The following is a 20162-nucleotide window of genomic DNA, read 5'->3' as shown; positions in this document are numbered from 1 at the left end:
TCTGACTCACCTTTCGTATACAAAATTAATTTCCGCTTCTGCAAGTAACGGGTGTTTCTTGTCTTTATCAGACAAAATCGGACTCGATATTGGCCAATCTATTGCTAGAGCTGGATCGTTCCAAGCAATACCGCGGTCATTTTCTGGTGAATATAATTCATCTACTTTATATTGCACTTCACAGTTTGTATCAAGTGTACAAAATCCATGGGCAAAACCTTTGGGAACAAGTAACTGCTTTTTATTTGCTGCACTAAGTGTGAAACCTTGCCACTGTCCAAAAGTAGGAGAGCCATGGCGAATATCAACTACAACATCATAAATTGAACCTGCAGTAACACGTAATAATTTTGTTTGTGCTCTCGGATTCAATTGGTAATGCAATCCACGAAGTACACCTACATCAACTGATAGTGAATGATTATCTTGGATAAATACACTTGTTATCCCATTTTCATTTGCAACCTTTTCATTATAGCTTTCCATAAAAAAGCCTCTGTGATCACCAAAAACTGCAGGCTCCAGGAGCTTTACGCCTGGTAGATTCGTATCTATTACCTTCATACGTCACCTACTTTTTATAATTTTAGTTTTCCAAACTCTTCACCAAAAGTCATTTCTTTCGCCAATTCATTAGCTTTTGCAAATGAGTCATGTGTACCTGCATCTGTCCACCAACCTGGTAATATATCAAATGATAATTGCATATCCTTAATATATGCATTATTAACATCAGTGATTTCCAATTCACCACGGCCTGAAGGTTTTAATTTTTTAACAATATCAAATACTTTGGAATCAAACATATAAATCCCAGTGACTGCATAATTGCTTTTTGGTTTCTTCGGTTTTTCTTCAATTGAAATAATATTATTACCTTGAAGCTCAGCCACACCATATCTCTGCGGGTCATGAACCTCTTGAATTATGATTCTAGCACCTTTACTCTGCTGTTTAAAACTACTAACGAATGGCGAAATACCATCTTCAAAGACATTATCACCAAGGATCACAACCATCTGATCACCGTTCACGAAGCTCTCTGCTAGGCCCAGTGCTTGCGCTATTCCACCTGCTTCATCTTGCACTTTATATGTAAAGTTCACCCCGAATTCATAACCACTACCAAGAAGGTTAACAACATCCCCCATATGATCCTTACCAGTAACGATTAATATATCAACTATATCCGCTTCTTTTAGTTTATGTATAGAATGAAAAATCATCGGATATTTACCTACAGGCAATAAATGTTTATTAGTTACTTTTGTAAGGGGAAATAATCTTGAACCCGTTCCCCCGGCTAAAATGATACCCTTCATCTTGTCACGTCCCAATTATGATTTATAAAACTTATTGATGCAGTCTACTACTTTCTCAACATCACTTTTCGATAAATTATAATACATTGGTAGCCTTAATAGCTTTTCGCTTTCCGTTGTTGTAAATCTATCTTCACCATTAAACCTTCCATATTTAATACCAGCTTCAGATGAATGTAATGGTACATAATGAAATACCGATTGGATGTCACATTCCTTCAGATAACTCATTAATCTTGTTCTCTCGTGAAGAGACTTACATTTTAAATAAAACATATGTGCATTATGAGCACACTCATCTGGAATATGAGGTAATTCAATAAACCCATCATTCTTGAGCTGAGACAATCCTAAATAATAGCTATTCCAAGTTTCTAATCGATTATTATTTATTGCCTCAGCATTCTCTAATTGCGCATATAAAAATGCTGCATTGATTTCACTAGGTAAGTAAGAGGAACCTATATCAACCCAAGAATACTTATCTACCTGACCTCTAAAAAACCTTGATCGATTTGTTCCTTTTTCACGAATAATTTCCGACCGCTCTATATATCCATTAAGATTCAATAGTAGAGCTCCGCCCTCACCACAATTATAATTTTTAGTTTCATGAAAACTATAGGCTCCTATATGACCTAAAGTCCCTAGATGCCTACCCTTGTACTGACTCATTACTCCTTGTGCAGCATCCTCAATTACTAATAGATTATACTTCAGAGCCAGTTCCATAATTTTATCCATTTCACAAGATACGCCTGCATAATGAACAGGTACAATTGCTTTTGTTTTTGAGGTAATCGCTTCCTCAATTAATGATTCATCTATATTCATCGTATCTGGACGAATATCCACGAAAACAATTTTGGCACCTCTCAATACAAATGCGTTTGCTGTAGAAACAAATGTATAAGAAGGCATTATAATTTCATCGCCTTCTTTAATGTTAGCTAAAATCGCTGCCATTTCTAGAGCATGCGTACACGATGTTGTTAATAATACTTTGAGAGTATCAAATCTGTTCTCCATCCACTGATTACTTAACTTAGTGTATTCACCATCTCCTGAAAGTTTTCCCCCTAAAATCGCCTTTTGAATATAAGTTTGTTCCTTACCAGTTATTGTAGGGATATTAAACAGTATCATTAATAATCTCTCTCCTTTTAATAACTACTGCTGGGCTTCCAATTGCTATAGAATATGGTGGAATATTTTTTGTTACGATAGAGCCAGCACCAACTACAGCCCCTTCACCAATAACTACACCAGGCAAGATAATAGTGTTCCCACCAACCCATACATTATTGTTAATTATGACAGAACCTGCTGTATCAGGAAGATTTAAATACCGATAATCATGAGAAGCCGAGAATATAATCACATTCGGTCCTAAAGCAATATTATTACCTAGAACAATTTCCGCATCTTTAATATAATAAGAACCGTATAATTGACAACCTCTATTAATCCACACATTATTACCGATTGAGATTTTCGTTGGGTATCTAAAATACGTCTTATAATCAATATTATTATTTGTACCAAAATTTTTAAATACTATCTTGAACATGAGTCCTCGAATAATTGGAGGTAGAACTTCTAATAAAATAAAAAACAAATTGAATAAATACGAATAGAGGCTGAACAAAAACCTTTTTATGTTCATATATTAAAAACAATCACTCCCGCAATAATTAATATTGTTGAAATCACTTTTATCTTGGTGTACTTTTCCTTCAGTATTAAATTGGAAAACACTAATGTACCAACATAATTTAGCGCTATAACTAAAGTTAAACTCTTAAATTCAATAAATTTCAGAAGGTAGACTGATAATAGTGTTGCAATAAAAAACAATAAATATCCAAATATTGTTTCGGGACTGATTCTTAAAAAAAATACTTTCTTACCTACTTTTGTAGCCCCAATTTTTAATAATATTTGAGCAAAACTATTAATCAAAACCAATATGAAAATGAGTGCTAATGTCATTTAGTCACACTCTTTAAGTTCAGAACTACTATCCCTATCATAATTATTATTACTCCTAAAATATTATTAGTAGTGATTTGTTCACCAAATATATAAAAGCTGAATATTAGAATAAAGACATTATTAAAAGCTGTTAATGGGTATGCTACTGATAGTTCAACTTTTCTGAGCGTTAATTGCCAAAATCCTGCTTGTAGGACTAAAAGAAATAAAGACAATAAGTAATAGATATTTAGCATTGTCCCTATGAAATTATTAGATTCCATTTCTAATGAAGCTATTTTTGAAAATATAAAAGAAACTGATTGAAAAAATATACTCAATATCAAAAATAAGTAATTAACCTTTGACTGCATGCTTCTCTTGCCTCCAGCCCCATATTAAATATGCGGATTCAGGACCAGCATGAAACAATAAATCTAGTATTGATACGTAATGATCAAAGGGAGGATGAAACTGTTCATACTCTGGGTAATCCTTATAATCCTTATAGACTAGTTCAATGCCCTCTACATGAAATCGAGATGGATCAATATAATCACTTGCCGCAGGTCCTGAGATATACTCTTTTGCCTCTGTTTTCTTCAAAATATCAATTAATTTATCCAATTTTTTCCCCGTACTAACAAACTCACGCGAGTCTTTAAACTCAGTAGTAATGCCTAAAAATTCCCTTGATATATATTTAATTAAATATTGATTTAATTCTGAGAGATTAGACCACTTCAGTTCTAAATATACGTATTCAAGAAATGGCTTATACAGTTTATAATAAGCTGCTTTTGAGTACAGAGCATTTAATGTTTTGAAGTGCTTGGCTAAAAGATTGGAATTTGACAAAACAACATCACATATCAATAAATCATTTGATGCATTTACAGGTATTGTTATCCACTGAGAGCCTGTAGACGATTTAATTTTGTTACGATTTCTCCAATCATTCTTAGTATATTGAACATCATCATAAAACACAAAAAGGTCAACATCGTTAATAATGTCAAAATAACCTTTCCATGGTATGTAGTTCGATTGAATTATTGCTACTTTTTTCATTCTGTACCTCCTTTCCTGTGATAAACTACCCCAGCTTTAACAAATGAGTTATCTGGAATATTGTTACCATTTACCACAACAGCCGAAGCACCTACAAAACAATGATCTCCTATATTAACAAAACCGCAAATATTAACCTGTGGAGATAAGAAACAATTCGAACCAATATTAGAATCATGGTTCACTATTACTCCAGGCCATATAAAAGTAACTTCTCCAACCTTTGTGTTATAGTCTAAAATTGCTCCTATGGATATTATCGTTCCATTACCAATAATAGACGATTTATGAATATTTGCTTTTGGATGAATTAATGAAATAACTTTATAACCACTCTCCACAACTCTTTCATAGACATCCCATCTTGTTTTCAAATCGGAGTATCCAATTGCAATAACAATATCATAGTCTTCTTTTTTAAAGGTCTCTTTCACTTTGTTAAAAGACCCTAGAATATTTTCACCTTGATCATTAAAATCATCTATAAAGCCGACAAAGCTATGACCACATTCAATTACAAGGTCTCTCACGTATTGCGCAAATTGTTGCGAACCATAAATTATCACATTGCTCATTAAAATTCTCCATCTTCATATTCGTATATTTTTTTTATTACAGTAATAGGTCTATCCTTAGTCTCAGTATAAATTTTCGAAATATAAATTCCTAAAGTCCCAATAGAAAATAAAATAATCCCACTTAGAAACCATACAGAAACCATTAAACTTGTCCAACCACTAATCATGGATATATTGAAAATTTTACGAACAATTAGAAAAAAAGCATATAGAAATGAAATTGAAGAGATCATTAATCCAGTCATCATAATAACCAATAAAGGTTTACTACTAAATGACGTTATTGCATCAGTCATTAACGCAATCTTCTTAAATGTATTATAAGAGGAGCTACCCTTGTAGTTTTTGTTTATCCTAATAGATTTTTGTTTAAAACCCGTCTTCTCAAATAATGCAGCTAAAAAAACATTTTTATCTTTGAAGCCCAATAAACTATCAACGTACCTTTTAGTCATTAATCGCACAGTACATATATTTTCAGAAATTTGAACATCAGATAAATAGTTGAATAACTTGTAGAACATCGCCCCTGCAATACGTCTATAGAAGGTTCCACTTCTATTTTCTTGAATTCCATACATTACATCATACACTTCTTCATTTTCTATCCATTCTTTATAAAATTGTGATAATAATTCAGGTTCCTCTTCTAAATCACAATCTATTAAAAAAACAATATTACCTGATACGTAAGATAGTCCTGTAAGAATAGCTTTATGATGTCCAAAATTCTTTGATAAATCTATAACTTTAACTGAAGTATCAATATTCTGAATTTTAGTAGCTATATCCAATGAATTATCCGGCGAGCCATCGTTAACCATAATAATTTCATGGGTTAGGTTCATAGACTTCAATGTATTTTTTATTCGAGTATAAAATTCCTCTAAATATTTCTCTGATTTGTAGAGTGTTGTCACAATTGAAACTTGCATATAATTCTTCCTTTCAGATAACGGATCTGTAGAAATTCTAGCAATACATCCAAATTCACATTATTACTCATTGTTCTTTTGTATCAATGAGTATTAGATCATACTTTTCTCCAGATAGGACCTGACCATTCTGATTACTGGTTTTCCTAAATTCATCTAAGAGTTTATAAATAGGGTCTTTACTTTCTTCAACTGTATTTGGCAATATAATATATTTAACTTTACTCCAAGTAATATATTCATTTAAACTTTTAAGATCAGAAAATATTTTTGAATTGCCTAAATAATCATTTCCAGAAGCATTAACAGTCTCCATCCCACACGCGAGCTGATTTAATAAATAATCGTCCCCATACCCTATACATCTATCCATGCTTCCTGTATTATTTAAGTATTTTTCAATTTCTGATAAACCGTGATATTCAAACATTTTATTTTTGATTTCTTTTGTATTATTGACATCCTTGTAAGTGAAGTTCACGGGAGACATACCATAACTCCATGATGGATGTGAAACAAACATTACTAATGTCTGGATAGGTATAAATAATAACAAGGAAATCAATAGCATCTTATTATATTGAACTAGTAAAGAATGCATGAACGTCAATAGACCTATCATTCCTAATATTAGAGGAACCATATAGGTATTACCGTCTCCTCCATTTGGAATAATGGTCGCATAATAGATACCAAGGAGACATATTGGAGAAACTAGAAACAGAAAATTGTTTTTTTCTATAGATTTAATTTTAAAACCGAAAATCAATATAAATAATCCCACTAATAAGAAACTCAAATTACCAATCCAAAGCATAATTACATGCCCAAATGGCTGAGGATCAAAGAACATGTGATACCAACGGGTTATGAAACTCCTTATTTCAAAAGAGGCCGCAAATTCACCTACATTTTTTAGAATATGTGGATATTTCCCTTCAAAACCCAGATGTGACCAAAGGTTACCTAGAGTTGGGTAGATTGGAAACCCTGTAATCTTATACGTTCTATAACAAACTCCTAAATATACCAACAATGATAAAACAAAAAGCACAAAAACTCTCAAATTAAAACCAACAATATTAATTAAATTATTATGTTTGAATTCTTTTTTATTAATAATTATATATAACGCTAAACCAAGAATTATAAATGGAACATACACTATACTAGTAGGCTTACCACCAAGTGACAAAACAAATGCTATGGTAGCAAACCACAAATACTCACTTTTTATATTTACGTTCGGTTTAGATGTTTCCAATATCCAATTCCAAATGTAATATACCCCAAGAACCAATAAAAAAGTAGAGGATATATCTGATTTTGCAGTAGAAGCCATGTTTGAAATAACTGGGGTACTTGCTATCAAACACGTATAAAACAAGGAGACTACTTTATTAGTTTTCATTTCTTTGAAAAAATAAATCATTAAATACATCAAAATGGATAATATCATCACATTTACAGATAGAATATACTTATAACTTCCTAAATTGCTCATTGGGAGCAAGAATAACTCGAATAACTTAGGATAAAAATGGACAAAGCTCAAAAAACCTAAATTGTCGAAAAAAGAATCCCCCCCAACTAGCACAGCTTCTGGCCTTAATCCATACCACACTGAATCAAATTCATTTGCTAAAAGTGTGTTTGATTTAGCGAATTGAATTAATATTAATAACAACAAAAATGACGCAGGTAACTTCTCATACTTCGTTAAGGTTTTGTATTTTTTGAAGATATGTACAACGAAAGGTGTATTAAATCCGTTAATAAAACTTATCAATACTAGAATTATTGTTACTATTCTTAAATCATTGATACCCCCAAAACCAAATAAAGAACTCACAATACTTACAAAACTCCATATCAATAAACCAACTAAGAAATAAGATAGATATTCTAAATTTCTTTCTTTCTTTTTAAATAAAAATGATATGCTAGATCTACCAATTGACATGATTGATTCAAAGTAAATTAAGCACAACATAGCAGATAACAAAACTCCGTGAATTTGCAGGAAAATTCCACAAACAATAATAATCAGTAGTGTAGACCATCTAGACTTAATAATAAAAATTATTACGCAAAAAATAATTGCAACAATAAATAATTCTAGCAATCCATTAATTGATTCGGGTTGTGCTAATTGCCATTTATAAACCTTATACAATATGTTCTTCAATGCGGAAAATTGAAATAAAACTGAGCATATTGAAATAATTATTAAGCAGAATATTAAACTTTTCTTTCTCAACTCTAACTTCAATTTCATAATGCCCTCCCGATCCCTATATCATCTAGTGAAATAGTAAGTTAATACTATTTCAGTTTTTTATCTCAATTTTACTTATTAAAGCGCTCAATAATCTTTGATCAACATCATTATCCGCAGGAATGTGTGCTGCATTAAACTCTATAGTCACTACAGTGCTATTACTCTTCGATTTTATCGGGAAATTTAAAAAGAAACCTTCACCTGCTATAAGATTACTCTCTCCAACCATCATATTATCTGAATATATGATAACCTTATTAACCTCAGTAAAGGACTCTGGTACAAATCCATTAATAATCAATACAGAATTAATAGAGGCGTCTAGCTCAACACTAGCCTTATTAGCAATCCATCGATAATTCTCATCTTTATTCTGCGGTAACCAACCATCATAAAAAATATTCTCACCCTTCAAATAAGGAAACTCAATTACATTCGGCTTCGAATTGAAATTTAAAAATAGCAGAACAAATATAATAAAATAAATAGAGAATTTCATCCAACTTATGTTAAGAAGATATTTAAGAAGAGTTTTAAAATCCTCATACATTTTTTTAATAGGTTTAGCAAAACTTTCAGTTTTGAAAGTTTCTCCTACAATCTTGAGCTTTTTCAATTTAAGAAAATTCTTCTCTATTATGAACCATGAAGCTATTGCAAATAAGATTGTCAACGGTGTTGCAATAAGAAAGTTTGCTAACAGGCTTGTCTTACCTCCATACCAATGAGTTATAGCCTGCTGAATAGGAAAGGCATATAAATATATACCATAAGAAAAATCACCGTACTTAGTTATTAATGCAACCTTGGTTTTTGGTAAATATGCAATATAAAGGATAATGTAAGTACCAAAGATAGCGAAAAGTGGCTTGAAGCCTCCATAAAATATTGAAATAAATAAAATAAATATTCCTATCATAACAAGTTTTTTATCTAAGTAAATTTTTTCTTTAAATAAACAGGCTAGAGTTCCCATAAGAAAAAACAATAATAATTCAACTAATGTCTTTATTTCTAATCCAAAAATATGCCCCGCGCCAGCTGGCGATATTTTCTCGTTAAACAAGTAATAATAAAAAAGTCCCGCAGTTACTAACAACACCAAGTACTTGTGTTTTAGTAACCCTAGAAATCCTAACGCACCTATTAGAAGATAACACAAAAATTCAAAAGGTATCGTCCACAATGACCCATTCACAGCGCCTTTATATGCGTTCTCCTCAAATACTCCTGGTAAATTCCACTGCATTGGGAAAAGAAATATAGCTTTTAAATATTGAAGTACACCATAATTAGAAATATATTCACTAACGGAGAAAGAAGTAACCATAGGTCCTAATATGAAAGCAGAAAATAACAATACTCCCAATAATCCCGGAAAAATTCTTAATACTCTATTTTTCAAGAAAGTAATTAAATTATTGGAATACAAAAAACTTTGTGTTATTAGCAAACCACTTATAATAAAAAATATAATTACAGCTAGATTTCCAAAAGTGGTTTGACCATTTGTAATGTGGTACAAAGGTTCCGCTTTTCCTGTTCCTGATAGAGGATAGGCATGAGAAAAGATAACTAGCAAAGCTGCTATCAATCTGATTAAATCAAAATAATTATCTCTTCCCTTTAGTAAATCATTCAAAGATTTAGTATTACTAATCCCATCTATTTCAATTGACTCTTTCATATTAACTCCCTATTTCAGATTATTTCTTTAACCGAACCACATCGTCTTCCTCCACATACTCCCCTGCTTGTACCTCAATTAGATGAAGATCGATTTTCCCTGGATTTTCCACGAAATGTTCATCACCCATTCTAATAAATGTTGATTCATTTGTACGAAGTAAAGACTGCTCACCATTTACGGTAATAAGTGCTGTTCCACTAACGACGATCCAGTGTTCATTCCGATGAAAGTGTTTTTGAATACTTAACTTCTGACCCGGCTTAACAATCACTTTTTTTATTTTGTAATTTTGGGACTTATCTAACACAGTGTGATTGCCCCACGGTCTATATGCTGTTACATGATTGTCGCTTAAATTAGATCTTCTACTCTTTAATTCTTCTACAATTTGTTTAACTTTCTGTGAAGAACCTTGTTTGGAGATCAATAATGCGTCCGCTGTGTCAACGATTACGAGATCATCTACATCTACTGTAGCAACCATCCGCTGGTTGGTGACGATTAAGTTTCGTGATGAATCGATACCAATATGCTGATCAGTAATTGTATTCCCTTCTTTATTTCTCGGAAGCTCTTCATAAAGCGCTTCAAAGCTTCCAAGGTCCGACCATGCGAAATCTGAGGCAACAACCTTCACAATGCTGCTCTTTTCCATCACAGCATAATCAATGCTGTCAGCAGGAATAGATTGCATGTCACTAGCATGTATTCTATAAATTTCATTATATTTATACGCCTTCTCAAATGCAGTAAGTGAAGCAGCGTAAATTTCAGGAGCATGCCTCTGCAATTCTTTCAGAAAAGCCCCCGCTTTAAACATAAAAATACCGCTGTTCCAATAAAAATTGCCTTGTTGTATGTACTTCTCAGCTAGCTTTTGATCTGGCTTTTCCTTAAAGGAAAGCACTGTGCTGCCATTTGCTTCAATATAACCATAACCTGTCTCAGGATAGCCTGGCGTAACGCCAAAAGTAACAAGACTTCCCTCTTCTGCCAACAGCTTTGCTTTTTGTAAACAGGAGTGATATTGTTCATTATTTTTAACGATATGATCAGAAGGTGTAATAAGTAACAATTCTTCTTCATCGACTGATAAGCTCGCAAGAGCTATAGCTGGAGCTGTGTTTCTCCCTATTGGTTCAAGTAAGAACTTAGCTTCTTTCATTTGAAGCTCATCTAAGTGATCTAGAGCTAAGAAATATTGCTCTTCATTCGAAACAATTAATGTATGATCGCAAATTGAATGATTACGTTCTACTGTCATTTGAAATAATGAACGATTAGACATAAATTTATTAAATTGTTTTGGGTAAAGCGTTCTAGAAACGGGCCATAATCTGGTTCCGTTTCCTCCGCACAAAACTACATTTATCATTAGGAATTCTCCTGATTTGTAATGTCTAAAGATAAAATTTCCTTTGCAGCTTCTACCGTGAAATATTTATCAACATAATTTACTGATGCCACGGAATTTGCATCCCATATGGCAGCATCGTTATATAGCCTGATAACAGCATCGGAGAACTCTTGCTCTTGATCTTTGACAGTTAAAACACCATCGACCTCCTGCAAGCCTTCAGCTCCTATCGAGGTTGTTATAACAGGGACCTGATAATACATTGCTTCAACAACTTTCCCTTTGACTCCAGCACCATAACGCAACGGAACAACAACAATTCTAGAAGTAGCATAATATTTTTCTAATTCATTATCTGTAACATATCCTGTAATAATAATATTTTCGGATTGCTTTTGGAGCAGGTCATCAGGAGGATTGGAGCCTACGATATACAACTTAATATCAGGGATCTTTATCTTAATAAGAGGTAGGATATGATCAATGAACCACACAATACCATCATAATTGGGCTTATGATTAAATCCTCCAACAAAAAGCAGATCTTTTCGAATAGCAAACCCAGGAACAAGATTATTAGTAGAATATAAGCAGTCATAAGGAAATAAAGGAATATTCCGAATCGGTTTATCCGAAATTTGCTCCTGAAGCACTTTTTGTTCATAGGAACCTACAACATGAATAACATCTACGGAATGAAATAATTTAAACTCTACTTCTTTCCATTCCATAGATGATTTTAAAAGGCTAGGATTTTTTGTTATTTCGTAATTCCGCATTTCACGAAGATAATGAAGATCGTGACCGAAATAAATAATTTTAGCCTTTGTATGCATTTTAAAGATATCAATATACTTAATTGATATATGAGGTCGATTCAAATAAACATAATCAATGTATTTTCCATTTGTTTTAATCCATTGGTTAATATTTTTCGCGTACCAATTTCCATATATGACTTCTATGCCAATCTGCTGAAGCTCACTCGTATAGGGTTCATGTCTATAAAAATTGTCACCAATAAATATTACATGGTAACCCATTGAAACCATAAGCTTCATATACAAATTAGTGCAGCGGCCTCCCGCATCCTTATCATAATGAGGAACATAATGATCGACTACTACAATTGTCTTTTTGTATCTTGATCTGTCACGGGCTAAAAACACATGCTCTGCATTTGGAAATTGATTTTTCTCCAAATCTGCCTTCCACTTTTGAAGAAACTTTTCTTTGTTAGTAACCTGATAACTTTTTATGCCACTACCTGTATCAGTACCGTGAGAAATACCTTCAAAATGAACAATTACTGACTTAGGCTGCAACATAACTTTATAACCTAGACTTCTTATTGCGAAAGCCAAATCTGTGTCCTCAAAGTATGCAGGAATATATTGTTCATCAAACCCGCCAAGTTTAAGCCATAAATCATGTCTAACCAAAATAGCCGCACCAGAGATATAGTCGACCTCTTTCACATAACTATATTCCGATTTATCTGGATCATCTAATCTTCCGAAATTCCAGCCGCTAGCATCATTCCAAATGATTCCCCCTGCTTCTTGCTGTCTGCCATCTGGATAAATAAGTTTCGACCCCACCATGCCAATGGTATCGTCTGATTCAATTAATCTCAGTAAATAATCTAACCACTGATCTTGAACATTTGTATCATTATTTAGAAAGAAGATATACTTCCCTTTTGCATGTTTTGCAGCATTATTGCAGTTCAGTAGGAAACCGCGATTAACGCCATCCCGAATTACAGTAATATTTTTAATATAGGTCTCTATGTTAATAGTCTCATCTGAAGACATATCATCTGCAATTATGATTTCGTATGATAATCCTTTTGTGTTCTCTAATATAGATGCCAAGCAGGCGTAAGTATAACTAAACTGATTGTAAACTGGAATAATAATTGATACCTCTGGATCTGCTTGAAAATCAAATTCCAGTTTTGAATACTCAGAGTTATTAAACAACTGAATTGGCATTTGTGGTTCACTCGAAATTTGATGCCTATTCATAAAGCTATCAATCCGATGCTCAACTAGACTAGCATCTTCTGAACTTAAGTAATATTTCAGCTTCTTTAAATTTGATTTATTTAAATTATTAATTAACAATTTGGGATTTCTTAAAAACCTCGAAAAAAGTTTTACAGCCAATCTAGCTTTACTATTAGTGGGTATAACTGAGTCCCGAGTTTTATAATATGTTTTTAATAATCGCCAACCACTTGATTTATAAATGTTTTCTAATTCTCGTTCTTGAATAAGCAGTTGTTGGATATGTCCCTCCTTATTAAGAATAGTTTGATTTTTCTCAGTTATGAATAGTTCCAATGCCTTGATTTGGTCTATTTGCTCATCTATTGTTTTCTCAAGTCTTTCGGTTCTTGAACGTATATTTCCAAGTAAAACAAAGCTTTCTTCTAATTCACTATTTTTATGCTCAATATCTTGCTTCAGTTGTAAATTAATATTCTCAAGTTCAGTTATAGAAATAACATTATTTTGCACCTTTGATGCATTTGAGAAATGTCTTGATTCTCCGAATACATAATTTTGAAAACCAATTTCCATCTCCTTAAATTGTTCAATGTGTTCCTCTTTTATGCCCAAATATGTATATATTTCAGATATGCTAATAAAACCAAGTAAATTCCCCTCATACTTGCTCAAAAACTCTGTAACACTTCTAAACATTACGAATTCTACAGGTAAGTAAAATTTGAATACCCACTCATAATCTATTACTGTCAATTTTTCACCGTCAAAAGTTAAGTTATCGAATGTTAAATCAATATTAATAGGCTTAAGACATAACACATTCCGAAGCACAATTTTCTTTTTGAACACATTTTCAAACAATTGATCTGATTCATAGTTTTCGAAAAAGACCGTATCTTGTTTATGAATCATTTGCTTGTAGATGCCAAGATAATTTAAAAATAATTTTTTATTATTATTTAACATTGATTTATATAAATAGCTTTCTAATAATGGAGAATCTGAGTATTCAAAAGTAATGGAGTCTCCATCCAGCTCAGAATTCGCTACCTGAACTGCTTTCATTGTATGTTTTAAAGTATTATAATTATCAAACATTAGGTTAATATGATGAAACGCATCAGGGTTTAATGCTTTTTTACGAGTAAAAAAAACACCTGATTTTCTATAAATAATCGTTTCTGTCTGGAATTCAGGCAAGCGTTCTCTATTATATTTCGTAAACAATATATCCATCATTCATCACCTTGCCTAGAAAAAGTTAAAAAAGAATTTGCGAAAAACGGAAACTGATTATTATCAACAATATTGTTAAATGTGCTTTGTTCATTAAATAATAGATAGCGGTCCCGATCATAGTTAGGTGTCGTTCTTATATCGCCCGGCTTAGGAAGATAGTGATCTGAATATATTTTGTTAGGTAACTTGTAATCAGGTAGCGGATAATAAAACCGATTGCTCAATAAGCCGGATTCATAAAGAAGTTCTTCTAACTCATTTCTACTGAATGTTTTAACACCATCATTTTGTAGATATCCTTCAACACTCTCGAACAGTTTTCCAGAATGATCTTCTCTAGCACCAGCCCAGTATTTTAACCCAAATTTATTTTCGATGGCTACTATTAACGTTCCATTCGGTTTAAGAAAGGATCTAACTAATTCCAGAAATTTTTTGTGTGGCTGTACACCGTCTATATATTTTCCAGCGTATTCTAATACACCTATTAAAGTTATATAATCGAATTTTTTTTCAAAATGTATATCCTCGATATTACCAACTATAATCTCTAGATTCTCTTGTTTTTTACATCTGTGAGAAATGATTTCGGCTCTTTTTTTCGACAATTCTACCGCTGTAACATCATGTACCTGTTGACAAAATAGACCCGTTAAAGCACCGCAGCCTGCTCCAATTTCCAATAAAGAAGACTCTTTTTCAAATGGATACCATTGCAATAAATTCCACCTTAATGGAGATAAGTGATAAAGTATGGGCCATCTCTTATTATCTTGAAGAATACTTTCATATGAATCATATTTTCGAACGATTTCTAGCAATTCATTTTCAACGTCACCATCACTATAATAATCACTGCCACTATAGTATTTTAGGTTTAACTTCACACTATTCTGCTCCATAGTAACCTCTTTCCTAACCCAAACGTTCGATATGAATATTGGTATTTAAATTTGTTATGCCAACAATGGATTTAAATAAAACAACTCTAAAAAAAATAACGTCATATAATCGATGATAAACAACCAGTTCATCCCCAACATATCCTGTACAGCCTAATGACAGCATATAGTCACCATGCTGCAAATTTAATTGATGAACAAAAGTAACGATTACTTCATCACCTTGTCTATAATCTCCAGTTAGAACACTGTCATACCAAGAATTACTACCTGCTATTTCAAGACCTTTTACATCTTTAATCGTATACGCAAAGATTGGGTTTGAGATATCTTGATGAAAATGGATTTTCATTTTAAATGTAGTCATTTCGTCACTTTGTAACGTTGTATTTAATTCATTTGCTTCATTGAATATGCCATAGTCTACAATTTCAATTTGTTTGTCACCGTATTCCAATCGATGAGGATGTATCTCCATCTCACCCTTCCAATTAGAATTGGATTCTTTCGTTGTGTCTTTAACATTATTACGTGTTTTACTTTTAGTTATAATTTTTTTGAAAATATCTACCATTTCTTTAGGTGATCCTTGATTAATTAGTTCACCTTCATTCAAGACAATAGCTGAAGTACAGTACCTTATAATACTGTCTAATGAGTGAGTCACAAATAAAATTGTCTTCCCTTGCTCTTTAAACTCATCAAACTTACGATAACACTTCGCTTGAAAATGAATGTCACCTACTGCTAATGCCTCATCTACAATTAAAATATCAGGATCAACATTTATCGCAACGGCAAAAGCTAATCTGGCAAACATACCGCTTGAATATGATTTGACAGGTTGATTTATAAACTCTCCGATATCGGCGAAAGATAAAATATCATCTAATCTTGCATCCACTTCTTCATTACTAATTCCCATGATTGTTGCATTTAAATAGATATTCTCCAGACCAGTATACTCAGGGTTAAAACCAGCCCCTAGCTCTAATAAGGCCGAAATTCTTCCATTTACATTTACGCTTCCTGAAGTAGGAGTAAGAACACCTGTAATTATCTTCAACAAAGTGGACTTCCCAGATCCGTTTTTACCGATAATTCCAAGCGCTTCTCCTTTTTTTAATGAAAAGCTTACATCTTTTAAAGCTCCAAAGTCTTTATGATATTTTTTCTTCACAGGATTTAATGCTTCTTTTAATCGATCCGAAGGTTTGTCATACAATTTATACTTTTTAGTTAGATTACGGACTTCAATTACAAACTCATCGCTCATTTACATGTTCCTTTCTATTACAAAACATCTGCAAAATGCGGACGAAGTTTTTTAAAGACAACTGTACCTACAACTAAAACAATTAAAGTAAAACACCAATAATATATTGTAAGATTAGGATACTCCCAAAACCATTTATGATAGATAAAAGAATCCCGATATCCTTGTACAATATAATAAAAGGGATTTAACTTAAAAAAGAAATGAAATCTTTCAGGAACCATTTTCAAAGAATAGAAAATGGGAGTTAGCCAAAAACCGAATTGTATCATCACTGATATAATCTGACCTACATCCTTTAGAAATATGACTAATGATGAAGTAATCCATGAGAGTCCTACTACTAGAATAATTGCTGATGCTAAATAATAGATTACCTGTAAAGAATAGATCGAGGGAAAGTAACCGTATAACGCAAACATTACAATCATAAAGATCAAGAAAAATAAATGTATATACAAAGCTGAATATACTTTAACTATGGGAAGAATACTTACTCTAAAGACTACCTTCTTCACCAAATAACTATTATCAACTATCGAATTTGTTGAGTTTTGGATACTATCAGACACAAAGAACCATGGGACCATTGCACTTACTAGCCACAAAATAAATGGAAAATTATCAATTGGCACCGATTTAAATCCAACCTGAAAAATAAACCAATATATAATAATTTGAATGGTTGGTTGTATAAATGCCCAAAGAACTCCTAAAAAAGATCCTAAATATCTAGCTTTAAAATCGCGTATTGAGAATTCCCAGATAAACTTTTGTATATTCTTAAAATCTCTAAGAAAGCTTAAAACCATCCTTAATATCCTCATTTCTTTAAACGAAAATCATGACTAATCTACCCCTGCTATCTTACCAAAATTCCTCCCACATTAACACCTTATTCTACCTTTGCACCGAATATATTGTAGAATTTTTCCGATTTCCTCTCTATTTCGACAAAACCTCATATTCTACAAATTTGTAAACTACATACAAATCACATCTCCTAATATAGTAATCTACTCCCCCATTTGTTAAAATACAAATAAAGCTAATTGTTTCATATCTACATAACGATGGATGAGGAGTACATACGAATGAGTGCACGAAACAAATCAAAAAGGAATACGAACACTTTAAATGCTGATTTTGCGCTTTTGAGGTGGATTGGGGCTATTGGAATCGCTCTATTTCTAGTCATCTTCCCCTATGAGAGAGCATTGTTTAACGGTTACGAATTAAGCTTTGAAGGCCCAATTTATGTAGCACTCATCTTCGCTTACGTGATGCTTGCCTTTACTGCATTTTATGTGTATCGCAACTCACAGATGAACAGTTATCGTGGAATTTTGTCGATTGCCGTCATGCTGCTTCCATTCATTTATTGGTTGTCATCATTACAGGCGGTTTCAACCTATTATGCGAAGTTTATGACTCTCGTATTTTTCCTACTTGCTGCTTTATTCATAGGCGCTCTGTATTTTGCAGAAAATAAGCTAACCCGCAAAACAATTGAATACGCGGTTATGCTCTCTTCTTATTTAATCGTTCTATTTGGTTTACTCAACCTTTTTGGTCAACTCTATTATAAGGATGCGCTATGGCTTGCACATGATGGCTACCGCCTTTCGTCGGTATTCCAATACTCAAACTCATACGCCGGCTTCCTAGTCGCTTTATTTCTAGTTAGTTTGTATTATGCAGTTCACTGCGTGCGTCCATCTGCAAGAATCATTCATGCTGCCATGCTTGTACCGATTTGGATTTCATTCATGCTCACTTATTCACGCGGTGCAATTGTTATTATTCCAGTTATGCTGCTTATTGTGCTGCCTTTCTTACGCTTAACGAAGCAAATTACATACATCGTGTTTATGGGCGTATCTGTAGTGGTTTCCATGGCTGTCCTTGGAAAACTAACAACGATTGCTGATAAAATAGCTACACTAGTTCAACCTACTGAAACGAAAGCGCCAAGTACAATTTCCTTGTTCAGCTCACTGCCTATGCAGGGCTGGGGATTACTTCTGCTCGGCCTGCTCATTGTTACTGGCCTTATTATGCTTTATCATGCCAAAGCTGCTGATTTCCTAGAAACGAAGCTTGCCAAGCTTTCTTCGTACAAATGGTCTTTTGCGGCTGTGCCTGTCATTACAATCGTACTTACTGCTGTAGCAGCGGTCAGCCTTCTTGGCAGCAGCGCTATTCGCGGCTTGCTTCCTGACAAAATTGCTGCACGCTTTGAAAATATTAACCTCCAACAGCACAGCGTTTTGGAACGTTTAACCTTTTACAAAGACGGTCTTCGTGTAGCTGAGGATTACCCGCTGCTTGGAGGCGGTGGCGGCGCTTGGCAAGCCATGTTTGAGCAATATCAGAATAACCCTTATTGGAGCAGACAAGCACATAGCTTCTTTGTACAAGTTCTTGTGGAGAGCGGTTGGCTTGGTCTACTAGCAGTCGTCGGACTGCTCGCGTTTGTATATTTTTTATACATCCGATCCTTTATTCGTTATCCCGAGCTTAGAGGCAGCCATTTTGTCTTTTTCATTTTTTCTTTGGCGCTGCTAGTCCACAGTGTGATCGATTTTGATATGAGCTATATTTATATTATCTCTCTCGTCTTTATTTCTCTCGGTTGTATGCTTGCTCCATATAGCCACAAGCTAATAATCGAACGTATGAATGGCAAGCTTAATAAATCTTGGCCAAAAATCGCATATCCAGCGGTTATGGCGTTATTGTCTATATTCCTTCTTGTCATTGCCATCCGAGAAACAAACGCAACTAGTAACTATAATAAAGCTATCGATTTGGCAGTTGGGCAGCAAACTTCTTTAGAACAACTTCTGCCTATACTTGATCGTGCCATTAAGTCTTCACCAACACAGCCTTATTATAAGCTAACGAAAGCTGACTGGCTGGAGCAGGCTTATAAGCAAACGAACACCGCTACATTCCTTGACCAAGCTCTTAGTACGGTTAAGGAAGGCAGAAAATATGATCCTTATAATCGAAGCCTTCTAATGTCGGAATATCGTTTTCTGCAAGAAAAAGGACTTTTTGAAGAGTCGCTCGCAACGATTAATGAAGGTGTCAAAAAATTCCCTTGGGATATCAATCTATATGAAGCTGCGATAACCTCATACGCTAAAGCAAATCAAACTGCACTTACAGAAAAGGATGAAGCTAAAGCAAAACAATATGCTCAGCAGGTTGTCGATCTCTCTAACGAAGTTAAAAGAAGAATCGGTCAGCTAGCTTCACTTCCAGCCGAGCAGCAGCAAGGACGTACATTTGCAATGACACCAGGTATTGAGGAAGCAGTAGCCCAAATCGAGCTTGCTTCGGCACAATAAAGTGTTGTAATGATCTCGTATTACAAAGACTGCCCGCTTGCACAATTCATGTGCGACGGGCAGTCTTTCTCGTTTCATACAAGTTTCACGCAAGTTTCTTGTATGTTTCACACAAGTTTTATGGCATGTTTTACTTCGTTTAAGAATAAATAGCAATAGAACGTTC

At 33.5% G+C, this 20162-nt stretch carries 17 protein-coding genes; 1 reads left to right on the top strand and 16 read right to left on the bottom strand.

What is annotated here, in order from left to right:
- Positions 1-6 precede the first annotated feature (6 nt).
- The 16 genes from rfbC to ACIFSR_RS21120 form a co-directional block, all read right to left on the bottom strand.
- Entirely contained in the window at positions 7-564 is a 558-nt protein-coding gene (gene rfbC, locus ACIFSR_RS21195) for a dTDP-4-dehydrorhamnose 3,5-epimerase (protein ID WP_430059776.1), read from the bottom strand.
- Between the two features lie 14 nt (positions 565-578).
- On the bottom strand, positions 579-1322 hold the full coding sequence (locus tag ACIFSR_RS21190; RefSeq protein WP_430059774.1) for a sugar phosphate nucleotidyltransferase: 744 nt from the start codon (positions 1320-1322) through the stop codon (positions 579-581).
- Between the two features lie 15 nt (positions 1323-1337).
- A complete protein-coding gene (rffA, locus tag ACIFSR_RS21185) occupies positions 1338-2468 on the bottom strand; it encodes a dTDP-4-amino-4,6-dideoxygalactose transaminase (protein ID WP_430059773.1) in 1131 nt (376 codons plus the stop codon).
- The gene (locus ACIFSR_RS21180) at positions 2455-2892 is read right to left on the bottom strand and encodes an acyltransferase (RefSeq protein ID WP_430059771.1); all 438 of its coding nucleotides are present in this window, start codon (positions 2890-2892) and stop codon (positions 2455-2457) included. Before ACIFSR_RS21180 ends, rffA begins: the two co-directional genes overlap by 14 nt.
- Before the next feature lie 92 nt (positions 2893-2984).
- Positions 2985-3314, bottom strand: a complete 330-nt coding sequence (locus ACIFSR_RS21175) for an EamA family transporter (protein WP_430059769.1) — start codon at positions 3312-3314, stop codon at positions 2985-2987.
- Positions 3311-3670, bottom strand: a complete 360-nt coding sequence (locus tag ACIFSR_RS21170) for an EamA family transporter (RefSeq protein ID WP_430059767.1) — start codon at positions 3668-3670, stop codon at positions 3311-3313. Before ACIFSR_RS21170 ends, ACIFSR_RS21175 begins: the two co-directional genes overlap by 4 nt.
- The gene (locus ACIFSR_RS21165) at positions 3654-4367 is read right to left on the bottom strand and encodes a WbqC family protein (protein ID WP_430059765.1); all 714 of its coding nucleotides are present in this window, start codon (positions 4365-4367) and stop codon (positions 3654-3656) included. The genes ACIFSR_RS21170 and ACIFSR_RS21165 overlap by 17 nt, the downstream gene beginning before the upstream one ends.
- Positions 4364-4942, bottom strand: a complete 579-nt coding sequence (locus ACIFSR_RS21160; protein ID WP_430059763.1) for a DapH/DapD/GlmU-related protein — start codon at positions 4940-4942, stop codon at positions 4364-4366. Before ACIFSR_RS21160 ends, ACIFSR_RS21165 begins: the two co-directional genes overlap by 4 nt.
- Complete coding sequence (locus ACIFSR_RS21155; protein WP_430059761.1) at positions 4942-5880, bottom strand: glycosyltransferase family 2 protein; 939 nt, start codon at positions 5878-5880, stop codon at positions 4942-4944. The genes ACIFSR_RS21160 and ACIFSR_RS21155 overlap by 1 nt, the downstream gene beginning before the upstream one ends.
- Positions 5881-5947: 67 nt before the next feature.
- The gene (locus ACIFSR_RS21150) at positions 5948-8158 is read right to left on the bottom strand and encodes a hypothetical protein (protein WP_430059759.1); all 2211 of its coding nucleotides are present in this window, start codon (positions 8156-8158) and stop codon (positions 5948-5950) included.
- Positions 8159-8210: 52 nt separating this feature from the next.
- Positions 8211-9848, bottom strand: coding sequence for an acyltransferase family protein (locus ACIFSR_RS21145; protein WP_430059757.1), 1638 nt, complete (start codon positions 9846-9848; stop codon positions 8211-8213).
- 19 nt (positions 9849-9867) lie between these two features.
- Positions 9868-11226 (bottom strand): mannose-1-phosphate guanylyltransferase/mannose-6-phosphate isomerase, encoded by a 1359-nt coding sequence (locus ACIFSR_RS21140; RefSeq protein WP_430059755.1) that lies wholly within the window; start codon positions 11224-11226, stop codon positions 9868-9870.
- Complete coding sequence (locus tag ACIFSR_RS21135) at positions 11226-14462, bottom strand: glycosyltransferase (RefSeq protein WP_430059753.1); 3237 nt, start codon at positions 14460-14462, stop codon at positions 11226-11228. Before ACIFSR_RS21135 ends, ACIFSR_RS21140 begins: the two co-directional genes overlap by 1 nt.
- Positions 14459-15364, bottom strand: coding sequence for a class I SAM-dependent methyltransferase (locus ACIFSR_RS21130; protein WP_430059751.1), 906 nt, complete (start codon positions 15362-15364; stop codon positions 14459-14461). Before ACIFSR_RS21130 ends, ACIFSR_RS21135 begins: the two co-directional genes overlap by 4 nt.
- Before the next feature lie 13 nt (positions 15365-15377).
- Positions 15378-16640: an ABC transporter ATP-binding protein gene (locus tag ACIFSR_RS21125; RefSeq protein ID WP_430059749.1), complete on the bottom strand. Its 1263-nt coding sequence runs from the start codon at positions 16638-16640 to the stop codon at positions 15378-15380.
- Positions 16641-16657: 17 nt separating this feature from the next.
- A complete protein-coding gene (locus ACIFSR_RS21120; RefSeq protein ID WP_430059747.1) occupies positions 16658-17452 on the bottom strand; it encodes an ABC transporter permease in 795 nt (264 codons plus the stop codon).
- Between the two features lie 282 nt (positions 17453-17734).
- Here ACIFSR_RS21120 and ACIFSR_RS21115 point away from each other — a divergent pair, with 282 nt between their 5' ends.
- Positions 17735-19996, top strand: a complete 2262-nt coding sequence (locus ACIFSR_RS21115; RefSeq protein WP_339204594.1) for an O-antigen ligase family protein — start codon at positions 17735-17737, stop codon at positions 19994-19996.
- Positions 19997-20162 lie beyond the last annotated feature (166 nt).

Origin of the sequence: Paenibacillus sp. NRS-1760, from assembly GCF_050467785.1 — a bacterium.
Classification (GTDB): domain Bacteria; phylum Bacillota; class Bacilli; order Paenibacillales; family Paenibacillaceae; genus Pristimantibacillus.
Note: the sequence above shows the minus strand (reverse complement) of the source record. Positions and strands in the feature narration are given on the sequence as shown.